General features: G+C 37.0%; 15 protein-coding genes. 5 read left to right on the plus strand and 10 right to left on the minus strand.

Annotated features, from left to right (window positions below; genetic code table 11):
- Positions 1–8 precede the first annotated feature (8 nt).
- Entirely contained in the window at positions 9–2,294 is a 2,286-nt protein-coding gene (locus tag O0931_RS07700; protein ID WP_269414985.1) for a GH92 family glycosyl hydrolase, read from the minus strand.
- A gap of 185 nt (positions 2,295–2,479) precedes the next feature.
- On the opposite strand from O0931_RS07700, the gene mnmA reads away from it, so the two are divergent.
- A complete protein-coding gene (gene mnmA / locus O0931_RS07705; RefSeq protein ID WP_269414986.1) occupies positions 2,480–3,571 on the plus strand; it encodes a tRNA 2-thiouridine(34) synthase MnmA in 1,092 nt (363 codons plus the stop codon).
- 84 nt (positions 3,572–3,655) lie between these two features.
- Here mnmA and O0931_RS07710 read toward each other — a convergent pair whose 3' ends face one another.
- Positions 3,656–4,171 carry a glutathione peroxidase gene (locus tag O0931_RS07710; RefSeq protein ID WP_269414987.1) on the minus strand — a complete coding sequence of 172 codons (516 nt, stop codon included), beginning with the start codon at positions 4,169–4,171 and terminating at the stop codon, positions 3,656–3,658.
- 150 nt (positions 4,172–4,321) lie between these two features.
- Between O0931_RS07710 and O0931_RS07715 the strand changes: the two genes are divergently transcribed.
- Positions 4,322–5,038, plus strand: coding sequence for a hypothetical protein (locus O0931_RS07715; RefSeq protein WP_269414988.1), 717 nt, complete (start codon positions 4,322–4,324; stop codon positions 5,036–5,038).
- 41 nt (positions 5,039–5,079) lie between these two features.
- On the opposite strand, the gene O0931_RS07720 is transcribed toward O0931_RS07715, so the two are convergent.
- Complete coding sequence (locus tag O0931_RS07720; protein ID WP_269414989.1) at positions 5,080–6,270, minus strand: BaiN/RdsA family NAD(P)/FAD-dependent oxidoreductase; 1,191 nt, start codon at positions 6,268–6,270, stop codon at positions 5,080–5,082.
- A gap of 54 nt (positions 6,271–6,324) precedes the next feature.
- On the opposite strand from O0931_RS07720, the gene O0931_RS07725 reads away from it, so the two are divergent.
- Both O0931_RS07725 and purE read left to right on the plus strand, forming a co-directional pair.
- Entirely contained in the window at positions 6,325–7,464 is a 1,140-nt protein-coding gene (locus tag O0931_RS07725; RefSeq protein ID WP_269414990.1) for a 5-(carboxyamino)imidazole ribonucleotide synthase, read from the plus strand.
- Between the two features lie 54 nt (positions 7,465–7,518).
- On the plus strand, positions 7,519–8,001 hold the full coding sequence (gene purE, locus O0931_RS07730; RefSeq protein ID WP_269414991.1) for a 5-(carboxyamino)imidazole ribonucleotide mutase: 483 nt from the start codon (positions 7,519–7,521) through the stop codon (positions 7,999–8,001).
- A 57-nt stretch (positions 8,002–8,058) separates the two neighbouring features.
- Here the strand turns inward: purE and O0931_RS07735 are convergent, their stop codons facing one another.
- Complete coding sequence (locus O0931_RS07735; RefSeq protein WP_269414992.1) at positions 8,059–8,622, minus strand: YqgE/AlgH family protein; 564 nt, start codon at positions 8,620–8,622, stop codon at positions 8,059–8,061.
- 46 nt (positions 8,623–8,668) lie between these two features.
- Here O0931_RS07735 and pdxH point away from each other — a divergent pair, with 46 nt between their 5' ends.
- Complete coding sequence (gene pdxH, locus O0931_RS07740; protein ID WP_269415435.1) at positions 8,669–9,319, plus strand: pyridoxamine 5'-phosphate oxidase; 651 nt, start codon at positions 8,669–8,671, stop codon at positions 9,317–9,319.
- 57 nt (positions 9,320–9,376) lie between these two features.
- Here the strand turns inward: pdxH and O0931_RS07745 are convergent, their stop codons facing one another.
- The 6 genes from O0931_RS07745 to O0931_RS07770 form a co-directional block, all read right to left on the minus strand.
- Complete coding sequence (locus O0931_RS07745) at positions 9,377–10,882, minus strand: RagB/SusD family nutrient uptake outer membrane protein (protein WP_269414993.1); 1,506 nt, start codon at positions 10,880–10,882, stop codon at positions 9,377–9,379.
- Positions 10,883–10,906: 24 nt separating this feature from the next.
- Entirely contained in the window at positions 10,907–14,086 is a 3,180-nt protein-coding gene (locus tag O0931_RS07750) for a SusC/RagA family TonB-linked outer membrane protein (protein WP_269414994.1), read from the minus strand.
- Between the two features lie 1,423 nt (positions 14,087–15,509).
- Positions 15,510–16,592 carry a TlpA family protein disulfide reductase gene (locus tag O0931_RS07755; RefSeq protein WP_269414995.1) on the minus strand — a complete coding sequence of 361 codons (1,083 nt, stop codon included), beginning with the start codon at positions 16,590–16,592 and terminating at the stop codon, positions 15,510–15,512.
- A gap of 90 nt (positions 16,593–16,682) precedes the next feature.
- A complete protein-coding gene (locus O0931_RS07760; protein ID WP_269414996.1) occupies positions 16,683–17,648 on the minus strand; it encodes a DUF1735 domain-containing protein in 966 nt (321 codons plus the stop codon).
- Positions 17,649–17,662: 14 nt separating this feature from the next.
- Positions 17,663–19,258 carry a SusD/RagB family nutrient-binding outer membrane lipoprotein gene (locus O0931_RS07765; protein ID WP_269414997.1) on the minus strand — a complete coding sequence of 532 codons (1,596 nt, stop codon included), beginning with the start codon at positions 19,256–19,258 and terminating at the stop codon, positions 17,663–17,665.
- Positions 19,259–19,270: 12 nt separating this feature from the next.
- The gene (locus O0931_RS07770; protein WP_269414998.1) at positions 19,271–22,381 is read right to left on the minus strand and encodes a SusC/RagA family TonB-linked outer membrane protein; all 3,111 of its coding nucleotides are present in this window, start codon (positions 22,379–22,381) and stop codon (positions 19,271–19,273) included.
- Positions 22,382–22,563 lie beyond the last annotated feature (182 nt).

Below are 22,563 nucleotides of genomic sequence, written 5' to 3' on the forward strand. Positions count from 1 at the left end.
ATATTAAATTATTTTTTCGGTTTCGCCGACATGTAAAAAGTTAGCTTTCCGCCGTTGATAATGTCGCTATGTTTGATCTGATGATTGCTAATTTCCTTTCCATTAAGCAGCACTTTCTCAACATAAACATTTCTATCACTTTGTTTAATCGCTTCAATGGTAAATGTTTTTCCATTCTCTAAGTTTAAAACAGCGTTGCTAATCAACGGGCTTCCCAAAGAATAATCATCAGAACCAGGCGACACCGGATAAAAGCCCAACGATGAAAACATATACCAGGCACTCATTTGTCCGCAATCATCGTTACCGCCTAAACCGTCGGCTGTTGGCTTGTATTGCATGTTTAAAATATGACGGATTTGTGCCTGACCTTTATAAGCATTATCTGTCCAGTTGTATAAATAAGCGACGTGGTGCGCAGGTTCGTTACCATGAACATAACCGCCGATAATGCCTTCGCGGGTAATGTCTTCCGTATGGGCAAAGAATTCATCTGGCAAGTGCATGCTGAATAAGGAATCTAACCGAGCAGCGAATTTTTTCTTGCCACCCATAACTTCGACCATCGCCGACGGATCATGAGGTACAAAAAAACTATAGTTCCAGCTATTGCCTTCAATAAAACCTTGTCCTTCAGTATCTTTCGGGTCAAAAGCTTTTTTAAAGGTTCCGTCAGCCAGTTTTGGGCGCATAAAACCTGAAGCCGCGTCATAGTTATTTCTCCAGTTGCCGGAGCGTTTAATAAACTCGTTGTAGATAGCTGTACGATTCAGCTTTTTTGCCAGTTGTGCGATGGCCCAGTCATCGTAAGCATATTCCAAAGTATTGGAAACCGAAACCCCACTTCTTTCAGCTGGTATGTAGCCTAAATCCATATAATAACCTATGCCTTCATAATCGCGGTGTTTTGCGGTAGTAACACAGGCATCTAAAGCTTTATTTGGATCACCATTATAAGTACCTTTTACAATCGCATCAGCAATTACTGAAACGCTGTGGTAACCACTCATGCACCAATTATCATTTGCATAGTGCGACCAGATTGGTAACATATGTAAACTGCTTTGATCATAATGTGCCATCATCGATTTCACCATATCATTACTTCGGCCCGGCTGCATGATATTAAAAAAAGGATGCAGGGCTCTATAAGTATCCCAAAGGGAAAAAGTTGTGTAATTGGTAAAACCATCAGCTTTGTGAACGCCCTGATCTAAGCCTTTATATTCGCCATTTACATCTGTATAAGTTGTCGGATTAATAAAAGCATGGTAAAGGGCCGTATAAAAATTGATTTTATTATTATTTGAGGTCGTTACCTGAATCTTATTCAGCTCCTTATTCCAGGTAGATTGTGCCTGTGCCTTAACTTTATCAAAATCCCAGCCTGAAATTTCTGCACGCATGTTTTGCAGAGCATTTTCCTGGCTCACCGGCGATAAGGCAAATTTGATTTTTACCTGTTCACCTTCCTGCGTGTCAAAATCGAAGAACATTTTTATTTTCTTTCCGGCAATTTCGGGGAAGTTTTTATCCTGATTAAACTTACCCCAGAAACCACGGTAAGCTTGCTTCGGATCGTAGCTTTTACGCCCGTAACTTTTAAAAGGCTTTGAAAAACTCATGGCAAAGTAAACTGTTCTCGTCCTCGCCCACCCGTTCGTCTGGCGATAGCCGGTAACCAAAGTATCATTAACCACCCGAACATATGTCCAAACCGTTTTTTCTTCATAGTTGTAAATTCCGGCCATTAAATCTAAAATCAGATGCGATTGATCGGACTTCGGAAAAGTATACCGATGCATACCTACCCGGTTTGTAGCTGTAAGTTCAGCAAGAATATTATCATCATCTAATTTTACTTTGTAATAACCAGCCTCTGCAACTTCATTAGCATGCGTATAAGCAGAACGATAGCCTGATTTAGGATCGGCAGCGGTACCAGGGTTCATTTGTAACTTACCTTGAGTTGGCATGATCAAAAAATCACCTAAATCTGAGTGACCTGTACCACTGAAATGGGTATGGCTAAAACCTGTTATCGTTTTATCTTCATATTTATAGCCTGCACAGTATTTATAAACATCGCCATTGTATTTACCGTTTACTTCGTAAGATAAAGTATCGGTTTCAGGGCTTAACTGCACTGCACCAAAAGGCACGGTTGCGCCGGGATAAGTATGCCCCATTTTCGATGTACCAATAATCGGTTTAACGTACTGCACTAAATTCTGCTGTGCAGATACGGTAAAGGCAGCGAACAGGAGACAAGACAGGATAAGTTTTTTAATCATATCAATTTAAAATTTAACTTATTTTTCAGAATTCAGATGGTATCAATTTAAAAATAAATCTATTAAATTATAAAACTAAATCGTTTAACCCACATAAAAAATACAAATGGCTTTTTACAAGTGACTGACGGGCTTTGAAAAATATGAGGTAAATAAATCTTATTTTTGCAACCAATAGTTTTAAAATGAGTAAACACGGTAGAATTCTGGTAGCCATGAGTGGCGGGGTTGACAGTTCAGTAGCAGCAGTAATGTTGCATGAGCAGGGTTATGAAGTTATCGGTTTGACGATGAAAACCTGGGACTATGCCTCTTCGGGCGGAAGCAGCAAAGAAACGGGTTGCTGCTCGTTGGATAGCATTAATGATGCCCGTACACTCGCCGTAAACTATGGTTTTCCGCATTATATTTTAGATATCCGTGATGAATTTGGCGATTATGTAATCGATAACTTCGTTGACGAATATTTGGCCGGCAGAACACCAAATCCCTGCGTTTTGTGCAATACCCACATTAAATGGGAAGCTTTATTAAAACGGGCCAATAAATTGGACTGCGAGTTTATTGCTACCGGGCATTATGCAAATATCCGCCAGCAAGACAGCGGCCGTTATGTAATCTCAAAAGGTAAAGACGAAAATAAAGATCAATCTTACGTGCTGTGGGGTGTTTCCCAGGAAAACCTTTCCCGTACAAAATTTCCCTTGGGTAGTTTTGCAAAATCTGAAATCAGGCAAATGGCTCTTGATATGGGGCAGGAAGAACTGGCTAAAAAATCTGAGAGTTATGAAATCTGTTTCGTTCCGGATAATGATTACCGTGCGTTCTTAAAACATAAAGTTGAAGATTTAGAAGACAGGGTTGCCGGCGGTAATTTCATTTTAAGCAATGGAATGGTGGTTGGTCAGCACAAAGGTTATCCTTTTTACACCATCGGTCAGCGTAAAGGATTAGGTGTCGCTTTTGGTGAACCGATGTTTGTTACGCAGATTTTACCGGAAAGCAATACTGTTGTTTTAGGAAAAGCCGATGAGTTGGAACGCAGAGAAGCAATGGTTCGTAATGTAAACCTTGTTAAATATGCAAGTATTGAAGAACCAATGAACGACGTAATTACCAAAATCCGTTATAAAGATGCGGGCATGTTAAGTACAATTGTTCAGGAAAAAGATAAAATGCGTGTGGTATTTGACCACAATGTTTCTGCTATCGCACCCGGACAATCTGCTGTTTTTTACGAAGGCAATGATTTACTCGGTGGTGGTTTCTTAGTTTAAGTGGCAGAAAACCCTCGTAAATGGAAATGTAATATGGATGATGGAAAGTACGTATCCATCATCCATATTACATTATACATTTTCTTACAGGTTCTTTACAATTGCTTCGTCAGTAGGTTTTGTTTTTGAACGAAAACGGTGAACTAACTCCCCTTTTTCATTAATCAGGAATTTTTCAAAGTTCCATTTAATGTCACCCTGCTCTTCTGTGTTCGTTTGCGTAGTAAGATACTTAAATAAAGGGCTGATATCATCACCTTTTACGCTGCTCTTCTCTGCTAATAAAAATGAAACATTGTATTTTCCGGTGCAAAATTCTTTGATTTCAGCATTCGTAGAAAATTCCTGTCCGCCAAAATTACCTGCCGGAAAGCCAATTAATACAACTTTTTTACCATACTGCTTTTGAAGTTTTTCTAAATCTTCGTATTGGGGTGTGAAACCACATTTTGAAGCGGTGTTAACAATCAGGATTTTTTTCCCTTTAAATTTTGAAAGTTTAACTTCTTTACCATCAATGGTTTTGAAGCTGAAATCGTAAACATTTTTTGGTGGTGTCGACACTAAAAAGTTTAATAGGATTAGGATTGTGTTTATCATCGTTTTTAATTTTATATACGAATATATACACAAATAGTTTTTGGTGATGTATTTTGGGTGTCATTAAATTATAAACATGTAATAAATTGGACGTAAACTAAAAGCCTAATCAAAACGTTCTAAAAAGACATCAACACCTCTTCTACCCGAATGAAAGTTTTCCATTTCTTTTTACTGATGCTTATTACGCAGATCACATTTGCTCAAAAAACATTCTTGTTTCCAAAAATAAAAACGCAAGGTGTTTCAATTGAGCAACTTACCCCTGAGGGTTGGACAATATTGGAAAAAGCAAACGGAGATTTAAACAATGATGGTTCTGATGATTTAGCAATCATTTTTGAGTCTGATAAAATTACAGACGAAACGAGAACTTATGGTGATAATAATTCAGCCATTATTAAAGAAACTCAAAAACCCCGTATTCTGGCCATATTTTTCAGGGAGAATTCGTCCGGAAATTATCGTTTATCAATTCAAAATAATGATTTCATTTTACGTGCGAGGGAAGGCGGTAAAATTGGCGACCCGCTTAACCAGATTTCGATTAAAGATCAGCAATTATATCTACGGTTTCAGGGCGGTGCCGAATGGCGCTGGGAATTGGGTTATACTTTCAAATTTGAAAACAAAGACTGGTTTTTAACCAGTGCCATAAATTTGTATTTCAATCAAAATACAGGTGATATGACCGAAAGGGTTTATGATTTTAAAACCCGCGAACTATTTACAACTACAGGTAATTTGCATAGCAGAGCCGTCGCAAATCGAACAACAAGTGAAGTGCTGTATTTTTCCCAATTAAGAACTTTTAAAACATTTAAAAAACCCTGGGCCTGGGAAATTATGCCGGATGTTTATTTGTGATCATAAAGTCGTCATCCGATCTATCGGATGCGAGCTGTTTATTAAATATGCTGCGCAATTACAAAACCACTGGCCCAGGCCCATTGGAAATTATAACCACCCAACCAGCCTGTAACATCTAAACATTCTCCGCCGAAAAACAGGTTTGGAATTTTCCTGCATTCTAACGTTTTAGAAGAAATTTCATTGGTATCAATTCCGCCACGCATTACTTCGGCCTTATCGTAACCTTTATCACCTGCCGGTTTAACCTTAAAATTGTGAATGGTTTGTTCAATTAATCCAATTTCCGTATTCGTTAAAGAGGCCACGGTTTTACTTAAGGGCAAAAATTTTCCTAACGCATCGGTAAATTTCCTGGTGTAGAAACGATTCAAAAAAGTTGATAAAAGTGTTTTTCCGCTGATTTTACGTTCCTCTTCTAAAAGGGAAACGATATTGTGGTTGGGCAACAAATTCAGGTTAATCTCTTTTCCCTTTCGCCAAAAGGAAGATATCTGTAAAACTGCAGGTCCGCTTAAGCCCCAATGGGTAAACAAAATATGTTCTTCAAAAGAAATTTTATCATTACTTACTTCACAAAAAACTGAGTTTCCTGATAGTTGTGCAAACCATTCTTCATCCTTTCCCGTAATGGTTAAAGGAACCAGAGCAGGGGCTGTTTCTACGATTTTTAAATTATGTTTACGGGCAAAACGCAATGCAAAATCAGTAGCACCCATTTTTGGAATAGGCAATCCGCCAGTTGCAATAACCAGCTTTTCAGCGGTTAGCACAATCTTTTTACCATTCTTTTCATAAGTAACTTTGAAACCATCAGCTGTAATTTCGATGTCTTTAACATCGGCATTGCACCTGATTTCCTGACCAAAATCTTCACAAATCGAAGTGAAAACCTGCACCACATCCCTAGCATTTTTAGCATCAGGAAACAATTGCCCTAAAGTTTTTTCCTTACCATGAATGCCATAGGTTTCAAAAAAATTGATGGTATCGTCAACCGTCCACTGTGTAAAAGAAGATTTAATGAAATGTGGATTTGCAGAGATAAATTGCTCCGCTGATGCGAATTGGTTGGTATAGTTACAGCGGCCGCCGCCAGAAATCAAAATCTTGGCACCGGGTTTTTCATTCTTTTCGAGCACAATTACTTTCTTACCCAGGTAGCCCGCCTGCACCGCACACATCAATCCACAGGCACCTGCCCCAATAATTATTGCATCAGCATTCATCAATAAAATTTATTATGGTTACTTTTGTGCAAAAATAGCATTATTTTCAAGCGCATGGCAAAACAGATTAGCGAATTAAAATTAGGTATTTTAGGTGGCGGACAATTGGGCAGGATGCTCATTCAACAGGCAATTAATTACAACGTCACCTCATTAGTTTTAGACCCCGACCCTGATGCACCTTGTAAACACATTGCAAATTACTTCGAAAATGGTTCGATAACCGATTTTGATACCGTTTATAACTTCGGAAAGAAAGCAGATATCATTACCATCGAAATTGAAAAAGTAAATATTGATGCCCTTGAACAGCTTGAAAAAGAAGGTAAGCAGGTTTTTCCGCAATCAAGAGTGATTCGTTTAATTCAGGATAAGGGTGTTCAGAAACAGTTTTTCAAAGAAAATGATATTCCTACATCGCCCTTCCAAATTGTGAACACTAAAGAAGACATGGAAAATAGTCATATCCCGTTTCCATATATATTGAAGTTACGCAAAGACGGATATGATGGCAAAGGCGTCATGAAAATTAATAGCATTGCTGATTTAGATAAAGCTTTTGACGCCCCTTGCATTATCGAAAAATTAGTTGATTTTGAGAAAGAAGTGGCTGTAATTGTTGCCCGTAATTCAAACGGTGACATGAAGACCTTTCCAATGGTAGAAATGGAATTTAATCCGGAGGCAAACCTGGTTGAGTTTCTGATTTCGCCATCTACCTATGCAGAAAATTTGCAACAAAAGGCAGAAAACATAGCAAAAAATATAGCATCAGCAATGAACATCACGGGTATTTTAGCTGTTGAAATGTTTGTTTGTAAAGATGGGGAATTGCTTGTAAACGAAGTTGCACCACGTCCGCATAACAGCGGTCATCAAACCATTGAAGGTAATTACGTTTCCCAGTTCGAACAACATTTACGTTCGATTTACAATTTGCCTTTAGGCGATACCACCAGTATTACCAACGCTGTAATGATAAATCTGCTCGGCGAAAAAGGTTCTGATGGCGTTGCCAAATATGAAAACTTAGAAAAAATTTTAGCCATAGACGGTGTATTTGTGCATCTTTACGGTAAAAAATATACCAAACCTTTCCGTAAAATGGGTCATGTAACTATAGTGGATATCGACCGGGAAAAGGCAATTGAAAAAGCCAGATACGTACAAAAAACATTAAAAGTAATTGCTTAAAGGAATAAATAGCAAGGAAAAAGAACAAAGATTTAAATTATAAAACAAATTAGCATGAGTGCAAGTGTAGGAATAATCATGGGTAGCAAATCTGATTTGCCTGTTATGCAGGATGCTGCTGATGTATTAAAAGCGTTTGGAATTAACTATGAAATCACGGTGGTGTCTGCACACAGAACGCCGGAACGAATGTTTAACTACGCGAAAGAGGCTCAAGGCAGAGGTTTAAAAGTAATTATTGCCGGCGCCGGTGGTGCTGCGCATTTACCGGGAATGGTTGCATCAATTACGACATTACCTGTTATTGGCGTTCCTGTCAAATCGTCAAATTCTATCGATGGCTGGGATAGCATTTTATCCATATTACAAATGCCAAACGGTATTCCCGTTGCAACGGTGGCACTAAATGCCGCCAAAAATGCCGGCTTGCTGGCTGCTCAGATTTTAGCTACTGCAGATGAATCTTTAACCGTAAAAATGCAGGCTTACAAAGATGAGTTGAGAAGAAAAGTCGAGGAAAGCGCAGATAGTTTTTAGTCCGAGATCAGAGGTCAGGTTCAATACCTTCTAACACCCAACCTCTGACTTTCCGACTTAATTTAAACTTGGGTCTATCGGAAAATTACTTACATGTGCATACTTCGGACCCAAGTTTACGATAACATCTCTCCATAGTTTTTCATCATCATTTCCAAAAATCAAATCAGGATTAGAGACATCGCTTACCATCCAGGCATTTTCTTTAATTTCATTATCCAGTTGTCCGCTACCCCAGCCAGAATAACCCATAAAAAACTTTATTTCACTTTCATCAATAGCATTTGTATTGATAAGGATTTTAAGCGTTTCGAAATTGCCACCCCAATAAATACCATTACCCATTTCTTCACCGCTTAGTAATTTATCATAAGCACGATGAATGAAATGCAGTGTATCTGAAGCGACCGGACCGCCAAAGTAGATTAGATTATCTGCCGCCCATAAATCCTGAACCACATCTTTTAAAAGTAAATTACCCAACTGATTCAAAATATAACCTACTGTTCCATCTTCGCCATGTTCGGTTAATAAAACGACAGACCGTTTAAAATTAGGGTCAGCCATAAAAGGTTCGGAGATCAGTAAACGGCCAGTTTTCGGTTTAATATTATTAAGCATGATGATAATCATTTGCAGCATCATAAAAGATGCCTATTTTTGTTTTATGCAAGTTACAAATGAATTTCTACAAAACCTGCGCCAGGATTATAAAAGCGCCACATTAGATGAAGCTGATGTAGACAATAACCCGATTGTTCAATTTAAAAAATGGTTTGATCATGCCGTTAACGCACAGGTTTATGAGCCCAACGTAATGACCTTAGCTACTGCTGATAAATCGGGGAAACCTGATGCAAGAATTGTTTTATTAAAAGGCGTAGATGAAGATGGATTTAGATTTTTTACCAATTATTTAAGTGCTAAAGGTAAAGAATTGAAAAGAAATCCTTACGCGGCGCTGGTTTTCTTCTGGCCGGATTTAGAACGACAAGTAAGAATTGAGGGTACCGTAGAAAAATTAGATAAAGAGACTTCAGAGGCCTATTTTTTAACCCGCCCGGTGGCAAGCCAGATTGGTGCGGTAGCCTCACCTCAAAGCCAGGTAATACCAAACAGGACTTTCTTAGAAGAAAAGTTTGAAGAACTGAAATCAAAAAGTGAAGGTAAAACCATTGCTAAGCCTGCACATTGGGGTGGTTATATAGTTAAACCAACACGAATAGAATTCTGGCAAGGGAGAAGAAGCCGGTTGCACGACAGAATAAATTTTGAATTGGTAAAAGGCAGCTGGATTAAAACAAGATTAGCCCCATAAAAAAAGGTTCTCAGCTTTTACACTGAGAACCTTTTTTATTGAAAAGACATGCTGTTTTTATGGGTTTTGTGGACCAATATTAGGGTTAGCATTAATTTCATCGCGAGGGATCAAAAATAAGAATCTAGGATCTCCCGCTGGTATTACCATTACATTGTTTACTGAAGTCGCAACAAAGTTAGGAACAGCTGTTCTGTCTAAGCCGAGATTTAAACGTTTTAAATCAAGGTATCTGAAGCCTTCTCCCCACAACTCAACTCTGCGATTAACCATAATCTCATCAATTAAAGCTGTACCGGTATTGGCTGATTTTGCCGCTGTTAAATCCCGTTTAGATACCAATGCAAATAGTGCAGTTTGCGCTAATGCATCTTGTCCGCTTCTTGCATAAGCTTCAGCCAAAATCAAATGCATTTCTGCACTTCTCATCCATGGCACATCCCCTAAAGATGGGTCGCCTACGGCTTTAACAGAGAACTTTCTACTCATATACGCCCTTCTAACAAAGGCTGTTGTAGGTAATGGGAAATTTGCCGCGGTTGGTGCAGGCTCCCACATTTTCTTTCTTACGTCGTTAGCACCAATAAGGTTATACAGTGCCTGGTTTATCATTTTAGGTGTACCCCTTTGATAAGTGGTATTTGCATTATAGGCAATTTGAGCATAAAATGAACCAAATGTATCACCTTGTTCAGTAGTTGGATTAGCACCCCACATGTATTCTGATAAGCCCAGGTTGTTAAAGCCGGTTTGATAATCAGCCTGACTCATTAATGGAAATTGGTTACCATCAATTACCTCTTTGGCATATTTGATAGCATTTGGATAATCTTGCATCGTTAAAGCAACTCTTGCTCTTAATCCCTTCGATACCCAAACGCCGGCATGTGTTTTATTTGGAACTACAGTTGCGTTTAACGCAATTGCAGCATCTAGATCAGCAACAATAGCTGTATAAACAGCTTCTACACTTACCCTTGGCATTTTGGTATCAGTAGATTTTAATGGTAGTGGAACGGCTAACTGTGTATTTGGTTTTGCAGCTGCGTTATAACGGGTACCATAAAACTGAACTAAATAAGAATATGCATAAGCTCTTAAAGTTAAAGCTTCGGCTTTAACCCTGGCTTTTTCGGTAACGGTACCCTCTGCAGCATCAATATTATCAATAATGTAGTTTGCATTACCAATCATTCTGAAGAATGTGCGATAATAATAAAGGTTACTTGCTGCATTATCCGTACGGGCAGCAACATAGGTACCTTCGCCGGTTGAAGTAAACCAGGTTGCATTTGCCTGATGTACATCCTCACCCATGAAATCAATCCCTAAAAGGATACCGGCTACGCCCGGTTTACCCTGTGCATTACTTGATGTTGTAGTTGTTCTTTCAAACATATAACGATAGATACCATTTAAGGCAACACTTGCGTTTGCAGCTGTTGAAAATATAGAGGTATTATCAACTTTATCTGTTGGTGTTGTTTGAAGATATTCTTTTTTACAACCAGTTTCACCTAAAAATAAAAAGGCTAAAACCACTGAATAAATTATTTTTTTCATATCTTTTTGATATTAGTATTAAAATTAAAATGAAGCATTTAAACCAACGCTAAGAATTCTTGCTTGCGGATAAAGGTTCGAGTTTGTACCATCGAATGACTCTGACGGGTTTAAACCTTTTCTTCTCGAGAATAAATGTAAGTTTTCCCCCGTTACAAATAACCTTGCATTACTTAAATCGACTTTCCTAAGCCAGGCCTTCGGTAAGCTGTAAGAAAGGTTAACATTACGGATTGCTAAATAAGACGCATCTATTAACCATCTGGTAGAAGCAGCACTAATATTTGTTGAGTTACCAAAATCTGCTCTCGGAATATTACTCGATGTATTAGTTTGAGTCCATGCTTGTAATAAATCTTTGTGCAGGGCAGCACCATAAGCAGAAGTTGTCATTAAACCTGCGTATACACTATCATAAAATTTGCCACCAATTTGGTAATTAACCAAAACGGATAATGATAAATTTTTGTAACTGAAGGTATTGGTGAAAGAGCCCATTAAATCAGGAATTGCACTACCGGAACGGTCAAACAAAGCATTTGATTGAGTGGTAACATATTCTACACCATTAACAGTTCTTTTATTCGCTGGCAAAATAGTTGTCGTATAATCCGGAATATATAGTGCCGCACCATCTGTCGGATCTACACCGGCATATTGTCTTAACCAGAATTGGTAATAATCATATCCAACCTCCCGTCTTTTAGTTCCGCTAACAATTGTTGGTGTTTCAGCCGGTAATTTAGTTACTTTGTTTTTAAGGAAAGTCCAGTTGGTTAATAAATTCCAGGTAAAATCTTTTGTCCTTACAACATCAGCACCAAGCATAATCTCCACACCAGCATTATACATCGAACCAATATTCTTGTTAATTGATGTAACCGGATCAGAAAGTGGTTGTGGAACGCTGAATAATAAATTATTAACATTCTTTTTAAAATATTCTACTTCTCCATATAGTCTTTTCTTGAATAAAGAAAAGCTTACGCCAGTATTAAATGTATTTTGAGATTCCCATTTTAAAGTTGGATTTGCAACTGAAGTTAGAAGTGCGCCTGGTTCGGTTCCATTACTAAAACCTAAATCATAAAACGCCCTGTCTGCATAATAAACGTTACTACCATCACTTAATATTGCATTATTACCCACTTGTCCATATGAGGCTTTTAGTCTTAAATCATCTAACCAGGAAACGTTTTGAAAAAAGTCTTTATTGATTGCCCAACCGCCACCTACAGAAAAGAAAGTTCCCCATCGTGATTGAGCAGAGAATCTAGATGAAGCATCACGTCTTATCGATGCATCCAAAAAATATTTTTCTTTGTAATTATAGGCGAATTTAGAGAAATAAGATTCAATTCGATCGTTATCTGCCTGGCCACCTGAACTATTAGAGTTAACAAAATTAGCAAATTCTGTATTTCCTTCTAATATTAAGCCTGTTCTGCTTGCATTGAATGTACGGTAGTTATAATCATAGTTTTCATGGGCCACTAAGCCGGAGAAAGTATGATTTCCAAAAGTTTTATTATAATTTAATACCTGATTAAATGTATAAGATAAAATTGTGTTCGTACTTTGCGACTTGTAACCTTTTTGTGTCTGACCGTCACCTACCGTTGGATTTTGATAAGTGTTCGTGTTACTGTTTCTTAAATCAACACTGAATGTTGGTACAAAAGTAAAATCCTTTAAAAACCTAACTTCAACATATGATCTGGCACTAACCTGGTTTCTTCTGTTTAAGTACTCATTCAATAAGGTTTCATAAACAACATGTCGGCCTGGAGAAGCTCCTGAAGGACGAGATACTGCACCTGGGTGAAGACCATAATCATACCATTGAGCACCCGTTAAGCTATTCATTATCGGATTACCTGAAGCATCAAAAGCATGAACCGGATAAATCGGACCGATACCTCTTGCAAAACTGAAGGCATTGATAAAACTAGCACCACTACCCGTAGCGGCATCATTAGCGGTATTGGCAGTTGTAAATGAACCGGATACGTTTAAACCTGTTTTTAACCATGATTTAACCTGAGAATTTACATTAACCCTGGCATTAAATCTTTGATAATCCGATTTAATGTTAAAACCCTGATCTTTTAAGTATCCCATCGATACGAAGTAATCAGTTTTATCATTCCGACCAGATAAGTTTAAATTTGCATCTGTTCTTTTACCTGTTCTGGCCATTGCTTTATACCAGTCAAAATCATCATATAATAATGAGGCATTCGGATTAATTTTACCATCTGTTCCAACAATTTGATTTCCTGGAACATTAAATGGATTGTAAACTAAGTTTGTGAATACATCAGCAGATGCCTTTGTAGAAGCCGCAGATTCGGTAGAAGCCGGAGTGGCTGTGTACATTAAGTTATTTTTAATGCCTTGCCATACCAAAGGATAATATTCGAACGCATTTACACGCTCATATTCAGGTACACCCCGCTCAGAAAAACCCTGAACAACAGTTGCGCCAATTTTAGGCTCGCCCATTTTACCACGTTTTGTTGTAATTAATACAACACCATTAGCACCTCTCGCACCATATAATGCAGAAGATGATGCATCTTTTAGAACAGAAATACTTTCAATATCATTCTGGTTGATATCACCAATGCTTCCATCATAAACAGACCCGTCTAATACATAAAGTGGTGTATTCGAAGCTGAAAAAGATCCAAAACCACGAATTCTGATGCCTGCAGAACTACCTGGCTGACCATTCGAAGCGGCAACACTTATACCAGGCGCAGAACCTTGAAGAGCAGCAGTAATATTCGTAACCGTTCTTTTTTCCAGATCTGCAGCGCTTAAATTAGAAACAGAACCCGTAATTGCACCTTTTTTTGCGGTACCGTATGCCACATTAATGACAACGTCCTGTAAATTCCTGGCTTCGCTTTCTAACGATACACTAACAATAGTAGAAGTTGTCAGATTTACTGTTCTGGTTGTAAAACCGATAATTGAAAATTGTAAAGCCTTTGCTGATGCAGGTACATTAATTTTAAAAGACCCGTCATTTGAAGTTGATACACCTCCCTGACTACCTACAATACTTACAGATACGCCGGGTAAACCTTGTCCGTCATCGGCACTGGTTACCTTACCTGTAATTGTTCTGTTTTGAGCAAAAACGCTGCTAAGCGTAATAAAACTCAAGATAAAAATTAAAAGTAATTGTTTTTTCATTTACATGAATTTAGTTGTGAATAAATTTGATTGATTTATAAAATAAGCGATCTGGTTTATCAGGCAGCTGAATTTTAAATTTAGGTGTTTACACATGTCATAATATTTTACAGATTAAAACTTAATCAGGTAAACAATACGACGTAATCATTTTAACAGGTATAAATTTTATTTATACTGCAAAATTCGTTTGATAAAATTAATTGACATTGCTGTTGAATTTGAGCTGTAATTAACAAATGTAATCTGATATAGTAAATTCTTTAAAAGCTAGTTAGGCCATAAGAAATTACAAATTACACCGATAAAACAACTATATATTTTTAAGTTAGTTAGTGAATGTTTGGTTTGGAATTTCAATAATATATTTATAACAATGACATAGTTGGTAATATAACTATAACATTCGCATAAAATACAACATCACTGTAGCTCCGGCGACCGCAAGGATAACAAAAAAAAGAAATTTATACAAAAAATATTCAAAAGTTTAACACTTTTATTTGTTAACAAGCTAAAAGGAAATTTTTGAAAAGAATAGAATTATGAGCATAAAAAACAAATAGAGACCCGCCATCCGGCAAAATCTCTATTTAACTAATTATTAACTAACCTAATTTATAGGGAAGTATCTTTAGCGAATCAGAATGATTGAAAGTGATTAAATACCGATCCTATTATTTTACGATAAACTTCAATAATTCGTTCTTTTAACTTTATAAAATCTCTTAATACAATTTTAATAATACCAATTCAATTGTATCCGCATCGGGCATTATACCAAGAAATTATTGACCAATGAATAAAATATAAATTCAATTAAGCAACGATTACATCGTCAATTTTGAATAAAAAACAAATCAGGCAGGTAGATAAGATATAATGATTAGTGCAAAAAATAACTACTTAACAATTCGCATTTTAATCATAAATAACAGACAATTATATACAAATCCTATTTAGAATATTAAAACCACATTAAAATCGGTTAAAAAAAGATTAAAAATCATTAAAATAAGGCTATTGCTCTAAGATTTACCTTGAAACTTCCTTATAAAAACAAATAGAGATACGCCATCCGGCCATATCTCTATTTTAACTAATCATTAACTAACCTAAATTTACTAGGAAGTACTTTTATAAAAACGTTTAATTTCATTGAAATCTAAACGGCTATTTCTTTCTTATAAAGCAAATTAATTGCTTTTTGTTTTTCTTGATATATCAAATATCTGGGGAAATAAGTCTTTTTTAAAACGTGTATCGACGAATAATTAGTATGTATCGATAAACAAAATCAGCGTAAATCTTCGCCGGTTTATTTAACATTTTTTAACTATAATTTTTTGTAAATCAACATTTTAAAGTGTAATAACTGAACAGTTATTAAATTTCAGGATACGATAATTGCATCCTGAAATTTCTATTTTACAAACTTATTTAATACAATGCGTAATGAATCAGGTTTAATTGATTTTGCAATAATTTTACCATTTGGTGCTATCAGATAATTTGAAGGAATGCTATCGAATTTTATAGTATTAATTGCCTTACCATTCCACATTTCAATATCAATTAAATTTTGCCAGTTTATTTTATTGTCTTCAAGATATTTTCGCCAAACTTTTCTGTCAGGTTCTAACGCAACACTTACCATTCTTAATTTAGCCTTATCAAACACATTAAAAACTTCAATTTTAGGCTTGGTATAAACTAAGCTATGTGGGTTCCAGGAAGCCCAAAAGTCTATAAATGTAAATTTTCCTTTATCCGCTAAAACCGCCTCTTCATTATTTGCCCCGGGCAATTTAAAATCAGGAAACTTATTCCCTACTAAAAGTTCTTCCTTCATCACACTTAAATAGTTTTCGACTTTTTTCCCTAGTGCAATAAATGGCTGATAAGACCCGAATTTAACTTTAGCCCTGGCCATAAATTTTGATAAAGAATTATACTGATTTCCAAAATCGACGTTATTGTAAATTAACATGAAAGCTATCGGATTTTTTACTGAATCAGCATAATTAATGTAGTTAAGTTCTATTTTTTTTCGCAAAGAATTTCTGGATGCAATGCTATTTTGCAAATCTTTAGCTTTTTCCAGCTTTGAAAGCTGACTGATTAGTTTCGCCTGTAGCGCATTGAATTTTATAATGCTTTGAGTTGCCGGAGAATTCTTTACCCGATTGTTCCTGGCAAAGAAATCGACATCTACTTCAATAACTTTATTATCTTTTATAAAGTCTACCTTATAATTGTTAAAGCTCGATGTTATAGAATACATTTTCGGGGCATCATCGTTTATAAAAAAAACCGTAGGCTGTTTGTTGTCCGCCACCTTAAAAGAGTCAATTATTTTAGAATCTCCTTCATTGTCCGAAACGGATAAATACAAAAATTCGCCTAACCCTACTTTCTGATTTACAATAATTTTATTTTCCTTTTTTTCACACGCTAAAAAGAATATGGTTATAAATACTAAGTAGTTTTTCAGATTAAATTTCATAATTAAAGGTATAACCTGGTCACCAATTAATAAAAAGAGAGACTTCTTCTGAAGCCTCCCCTAATATCATTAACTAAAAATATCCGGAATTTATTTTCTAACCCACTTCTCATAAACTTGACGCGTCCAGCTTGCCTGACCTGTACCGCCCGATGCAACATAACCTGCATGCATATAGAAAGTTTTATTGGTTGCGTCATAGCTATTGTTATAAGTTGAATGCAACCAGGGCGAAGTACCTGGTTTATCGGCAGCACCGGATGAATTTACCCATGTAGCGCTCGCACCGGGTTGATCGGCAGTCATAAAACCGCTGCCTAATCCAGTTGGCGTAGAACCAATCGGTGCATAGTTGGTTAATGTTGAACCACTTACATCGAACGAGAAATAATAGTTTGATCCGCCAAGATCACCAAATGGTACGGAGCATTTTGAAATCCCTAAAGTGCTCACTGCATAGGTTGCATTAATAGCCCTACCTGCTGTAGGGTGAAAAAGCCAGCCGGTAACCGCATAATTTGCCTCATATGCATTCTTGGCTACTACCCTAAAAATTCCCGTACTGTAGTTTCCGCTAACTGTACCTGCACTTGCCGATGTGATTGAAATGCCCAATGCATAAGATTTACTAAAATCAAACGATGCCGTTTTCAATTTAATAAGAAAAGTACCTTTTTTGGAACCGGCAGGTATCGTAACCGTATTTGACGATACCGTATATAAAGTAGTCGGTAAAATGATATAACTGGTAGAACTTGCAGAATTGTAAGTAGTAACTGCTGCATCGTTTATGGCAACATTTAAAGTAATATCACTTGGTGCTCCGGCCGTTCCGGTATAATTTATCGTTACCGGAAAATCTATCTCTGTAGCCGCATCAAAAGATTTAGTTACAATTGAATAAACTGTTGAACTCGTTCTTGAAGGCAAGTCCGCCAATTCGATAATACCACTGGATCCATCCTCTGAGAACACTCCTTCTTCTTTGGTACATGATGAAATAACGCACATTCCAAATGCCATTACCATCAAATATATGCTATAGTATTTTTTCATTTTTTTTCTAATCGTTAATTATTATCCCAGAAAATTTTGCTTGTAAACGGATTTAAACCTGCAGGAACATTAGGATTCAAATTGTACTCGGTCGTAGGATAAATGCTTCTAACAGGTAACCTGTCGCCTGTAGTTCCGATAGATTGGGTTGAAGCAAATGTTGTGGTTGCACCTGTTCCGGAAACCGTAGGATATCCTGTTCTTTTATACTCCTGCCATGCCTCAAAACCATTAACAAAATTTAAAGCAATGTATTTTTGAGTAATAATCGCTTCTAATCTTTGTGCATTTGTTGCAGCAAGATTGTAATTAACCAGGTAACTGTTAGCATTTGCTGCTTTATAAGCTGTTAAGTAAGCCGTTTGGGCTGCCGCAGTTGCAGAAGCGGTTGATGCACCAGTTTTTTGCAGATAATTGTAAGAAGCTTTAATGCCACTATCAAAATTTGTGGCTGCATCTCCGGATAAAACCCGACCGTTTAATGCTGCCTCAGCCAAAAGAAAATAAGTTTCGGCAGCCGGCATTAACAACTGGCCCATTACCCTGCTCTTTAAAATCCCTTGGGTTTCTGTTGCAGATACACCTGTTCCGGTACCAATATACCAAGCATTGTTACCAGAAATCCAGGAAGGAACATTCGTTTCATTGCCCAATTGATTTATCGGTGTACTGCCTGAAGCAAAGTTTTTATAAATTAAACCTCCACGAGTTGCGTCGTTTAATTTTGTTCCGTTATAAAATGAATACATCCAAGTCGTTGGAATTCTTGAAGCGGCGTATGAACCGTTAGTACCGGTATAAGTAGAGTGATAGGTATTCCATAAAGGATTTTGCCTGTCACTGGTACTTACATAGCCCGGATTAACAACTACATCATCTGTTAAAAACCCTTCAGAAGAAAATGTTCCGAATGCTGTTGATACAAATGAGGATATAGAGCTGTTTTGTGCTCTGGTTAAAATACGAAGTTTGATATTATTTGCAAATTGAATCCATTTCGTAACACTACCACCAAGCATTATATCAGCGGTACCCAAAGCAGTAACTGCTGAATTTGAGCCATAAGTTTTCAGTTGTGTAATTGAAGCATCTATTTCAGTCACCAGCGATTGATAAACAACTGCAGGATCATCATATTTTGGCGTTACATTATCCGAACCTTGCAAAGCTTCGCTGTAAGGGATGCGTCCGTATTCATCAATTAAAATCTGATAATAATAAGATTTCATAATTCTGGCTACAGCATTGTATAGCGCATATTTAGTTACACCTGTTGTAGAATTAATGATGTACTGGTAACTGCGCAAATCAGAAAATGCATTATTAAATAATCCGTTATTGGAAGATGCATTCCAGTTATAAGTTAAAACAATTGAGCCCGCATACGAATAGCCACCCGCATTTGCCTCATAACCCGCCGTAAATGCACCAAAATCAAAATAGGTTATAAAATTTGACGCCGTATTGTTTAGTGCTGCCGGCAAAACCAGTTCAGGTGTTGATGACGTTGCAGCATTTGTATTTGTGTTTATGTCCAGATAACTCTTTTTACAGCCAGACGCCGTAAATATTGCTATTATCAGGATTGATAATTTTAAAATTCTTCTCATAATTCTTTTGTATTAGAAAGTTAATGATATGGTTGCACCATAATATCTTGTTGGAGGTGTTTGCGATAATGAGGTAATACCTACAGCATTACTATCAGAACCATTATTGCTGTAATCCGGATCGGCATACTGATTTGATTTAGGCAACCAAATGAACAAATTCCTTCCCTGTGCACTAATGGTAGCAGATTTAACAAACTTTAAACCGTGAAGTAATGATGATGGAATTTTATATGCTAACATCAGCTCCCTTAATTTCCAGTAGTTGCCCGAATAAACATAGTTGCTTGTTACACCAGTATTAAGTGTGCTGCTTGTCCAGAAACCTGCACCGCCATCAGATACAGTAATGCTGTTGTTAGCAACATAGGTACCTGAAGTTGAATCATAATAGGATGAATTTGGAAATACAAATTTTTCCCGGTTGTAGTAAGCACTTCTGGCAGATGAACCGGTGAAATCGAAGGTAGAACCCGAACTCGCATACTGAACATAATTCGAACGGTATTCAAATAAGCCTGAAAAAGTCAAACCTTTATAGCTCAATTGAAAATCCAGTCCTAATCTGTTTTTAGGAACGGTATTGCCCAGAATATTACCTTGGGTAGTACCTACTGGGTTACCTGTATTCTTATCTACAACAACCCGTCCCTCAGTATCGCGAATATAATCACTGCCGATAATAACAGGATATATAGAACCTACCTGACCATAAATTGTTGTGCTTCCACTCGCACCAATTCTGGTTAAATCATTAGATAATGACACTAATTTATTATCAAGGTAAGTGTAATTACCGCCGATTCTTAAATTCCAGTTGCCTTTTTTAAACGGATTAAAATGTAATTCAGTTTCCCAGCCTTCGTTCGTTAACTCTCCGGTATTCAACAAGAAACTAGTGTAACCTGTAGTAGCTGAAATACCGGCTTCAATTGCCTGTCCTGTTGAGCTGGTATTATAGTAAGTTACTTTTCCATCTATTGCACCTTTCATTAGCCTAAAATCCATACCAGCTTCATAACCTGTGGTTATTTCTGGTTTTAAATTGTTCGACACAACCCTCGAACTCGGCGTATACCCCGTGCCATAACCATAGCCTGTTTGTGAATTAAAAACAGACTCCAAAGAATATGCACCTCCGTTAGTTGAATTACCCACATTCACGTTACCAACTTTAGATAAACCAGCCCTAACTTTAATGTAATCGATAACCTTAATGTTTTTTAAGAATTCGAGAGCATCAGTCGGAATGAAGGATACATCTATCGCCGGATAAAAGAATGACCTGTTTGCAGGGGCTAAAACAGAAACCCAGTCATTGCGACCGGTTAAGTGCACATATAAATATTTTCTATAGCCAAAGGTTAAATCAGCCCATAAACCATATTGACGCGTATTGTAATTGGATTCATCAGCAGATGGTGTACCGGTGATATTTCCCAAATTATACAATTCAGGTACTTTCAAACCACTACCTGAAGCATTTAAATATTTATAATTATAACTTTTCAAAGAAGCACCTAGTAAAGCATTTACAGAAAAATCCTTAATGTCTTTTTTGATATTGGCAAAAAAGTCTGTACTGAAATTGCTTGTAGATAACATCTGATCACTTACCGCACTACCCTCATTAGTCTTTGCCGAGTGGCTTAAAGTATACTGTGTATACGTATAACCCATTGTATTATTTTTATTTTCGTAATAACGATTACTTAATGCGGCCCTGTAAGTAAAATCCAGCCAATCAGTCGTTTTGTGTTTCAACTCTAATAAACCTGTTAAATAATCATTTTTTGTATTTTGTCTGTAGTTATCAATGGCCCAATATGGATTCTCATAATAATCGTTATAATAATTATCAGGATTACCCCAACTTGTAGGATCCTGCCAGTTAGAATAATCCAGTAAAGGTATCTGGGCGGGTGTATTTAATAAATTGTTATAAACCGTAGAGGTTGCACTGGTAATATCATATTTATTCTGTATGTAACTTGCATTATAGTTAGCAGAAAACTTTTTTGAGAAATTCCTTGAACCATTAAACCTGAGCGAAGCTCTTGTAAACTTATCTTTTGGAGTTGTACCGGCACCATTTAAATATTGTGCAGATAAGTAGGTTGAAGATGTTTCTGTTGCAGATGACAATGAAATATCTGTTTGATTGGACACACCGATATCCCAGAAATCATATTTGTCATTTCTAGAGGAGTACACTGTATACTGCTGCTGCCCGCTTTCTGTTAAACGGCCAATCTCTCTGACAGAGCCATCAAAAGCAGGCCCGTACTGCTGGTTTTCAATTGCTTCATAAACCTGAGCGCCGGATGTGGATCCGGAACCAAAGCTATTTTGCAGCTTAGGATAAAAACTCACCTGCTCTAATGCAGTTGTGTTCGATACTTTAATCACAGGTGTGCCAATCTTACCTTTTTTTGTAGTAATGATTAGCGCTCCATTTGACGCATCTGAACCATATAATGCAGCACCACTAGCACCATTTAATACCGTAATATCTTCAACATCATCAGGATTAATATTGCCTAATAATGAATTGGGAACAACAGCACCATCTAAAACCAGTAAAGCCTGGTTATTACCGGTAATTGAACGGTTTCCCCTCAAAACCAAACGATAATTTGGATTTACACCACTGCTTACAGCACTAATCTGTAATCCAGGCACTTTACCTACTAAACCACCGGCAAGTGTTGGAGATTTGCCTGCAGTTAGCGTCTCAGCATCGATTCTTGTAGAAGCATAACCTTGCTCTCTTGCAGCCCGCTTAACACCGCCCGCGGTTATAACAACTTCATCTAAATTCTTGGTATCTGATTCCAAAGCAACGTCAAGACTGTTGTTGGAAACAGCAATTTCTCTGGAATTGTAGCCAACAAAACTAAATACCAGTTCAATTTTACCAGCCGGAACTTTTATGGAATACCTTCCGTTTGCACCAGATGTAGCACCCGTTACGGTTCCTTTTACTTTCACACTTACCCCTGGGATGGGTAAGCCGTCATCTTTAGCCGTTACCATACCGGTAATAGTTCTGTCTTGTGCGGAAACTTTTGTAGCCAGCAAGATCATAAAGAATAACAAACACTTTAGTAGTTTTCTTTTCATTTACATTTAATTTTAGTTTAAATAGTTAATAATATATTTGAAGAATTAATCATAACATGGTTGAGTAGAACCGGAGAACTCCTGCTGTTTACTGTTCCAAAAAAAATGATTAGTCAAATTTTTTCATCTTGTTAGAAATGCTGAGCAGATTTCTGGTTCTTTTCGAACAAACGTGATGATTA

The organism is Pedobacter rhodius (genome assembly GCF_027213645.1).
Lineage (GTDB): Bacteria > Bacteroidota > Bacteroidia > Sphingobacteriales > Sphingobacteriaceae > Pedobacter > Pedobacter rhodius.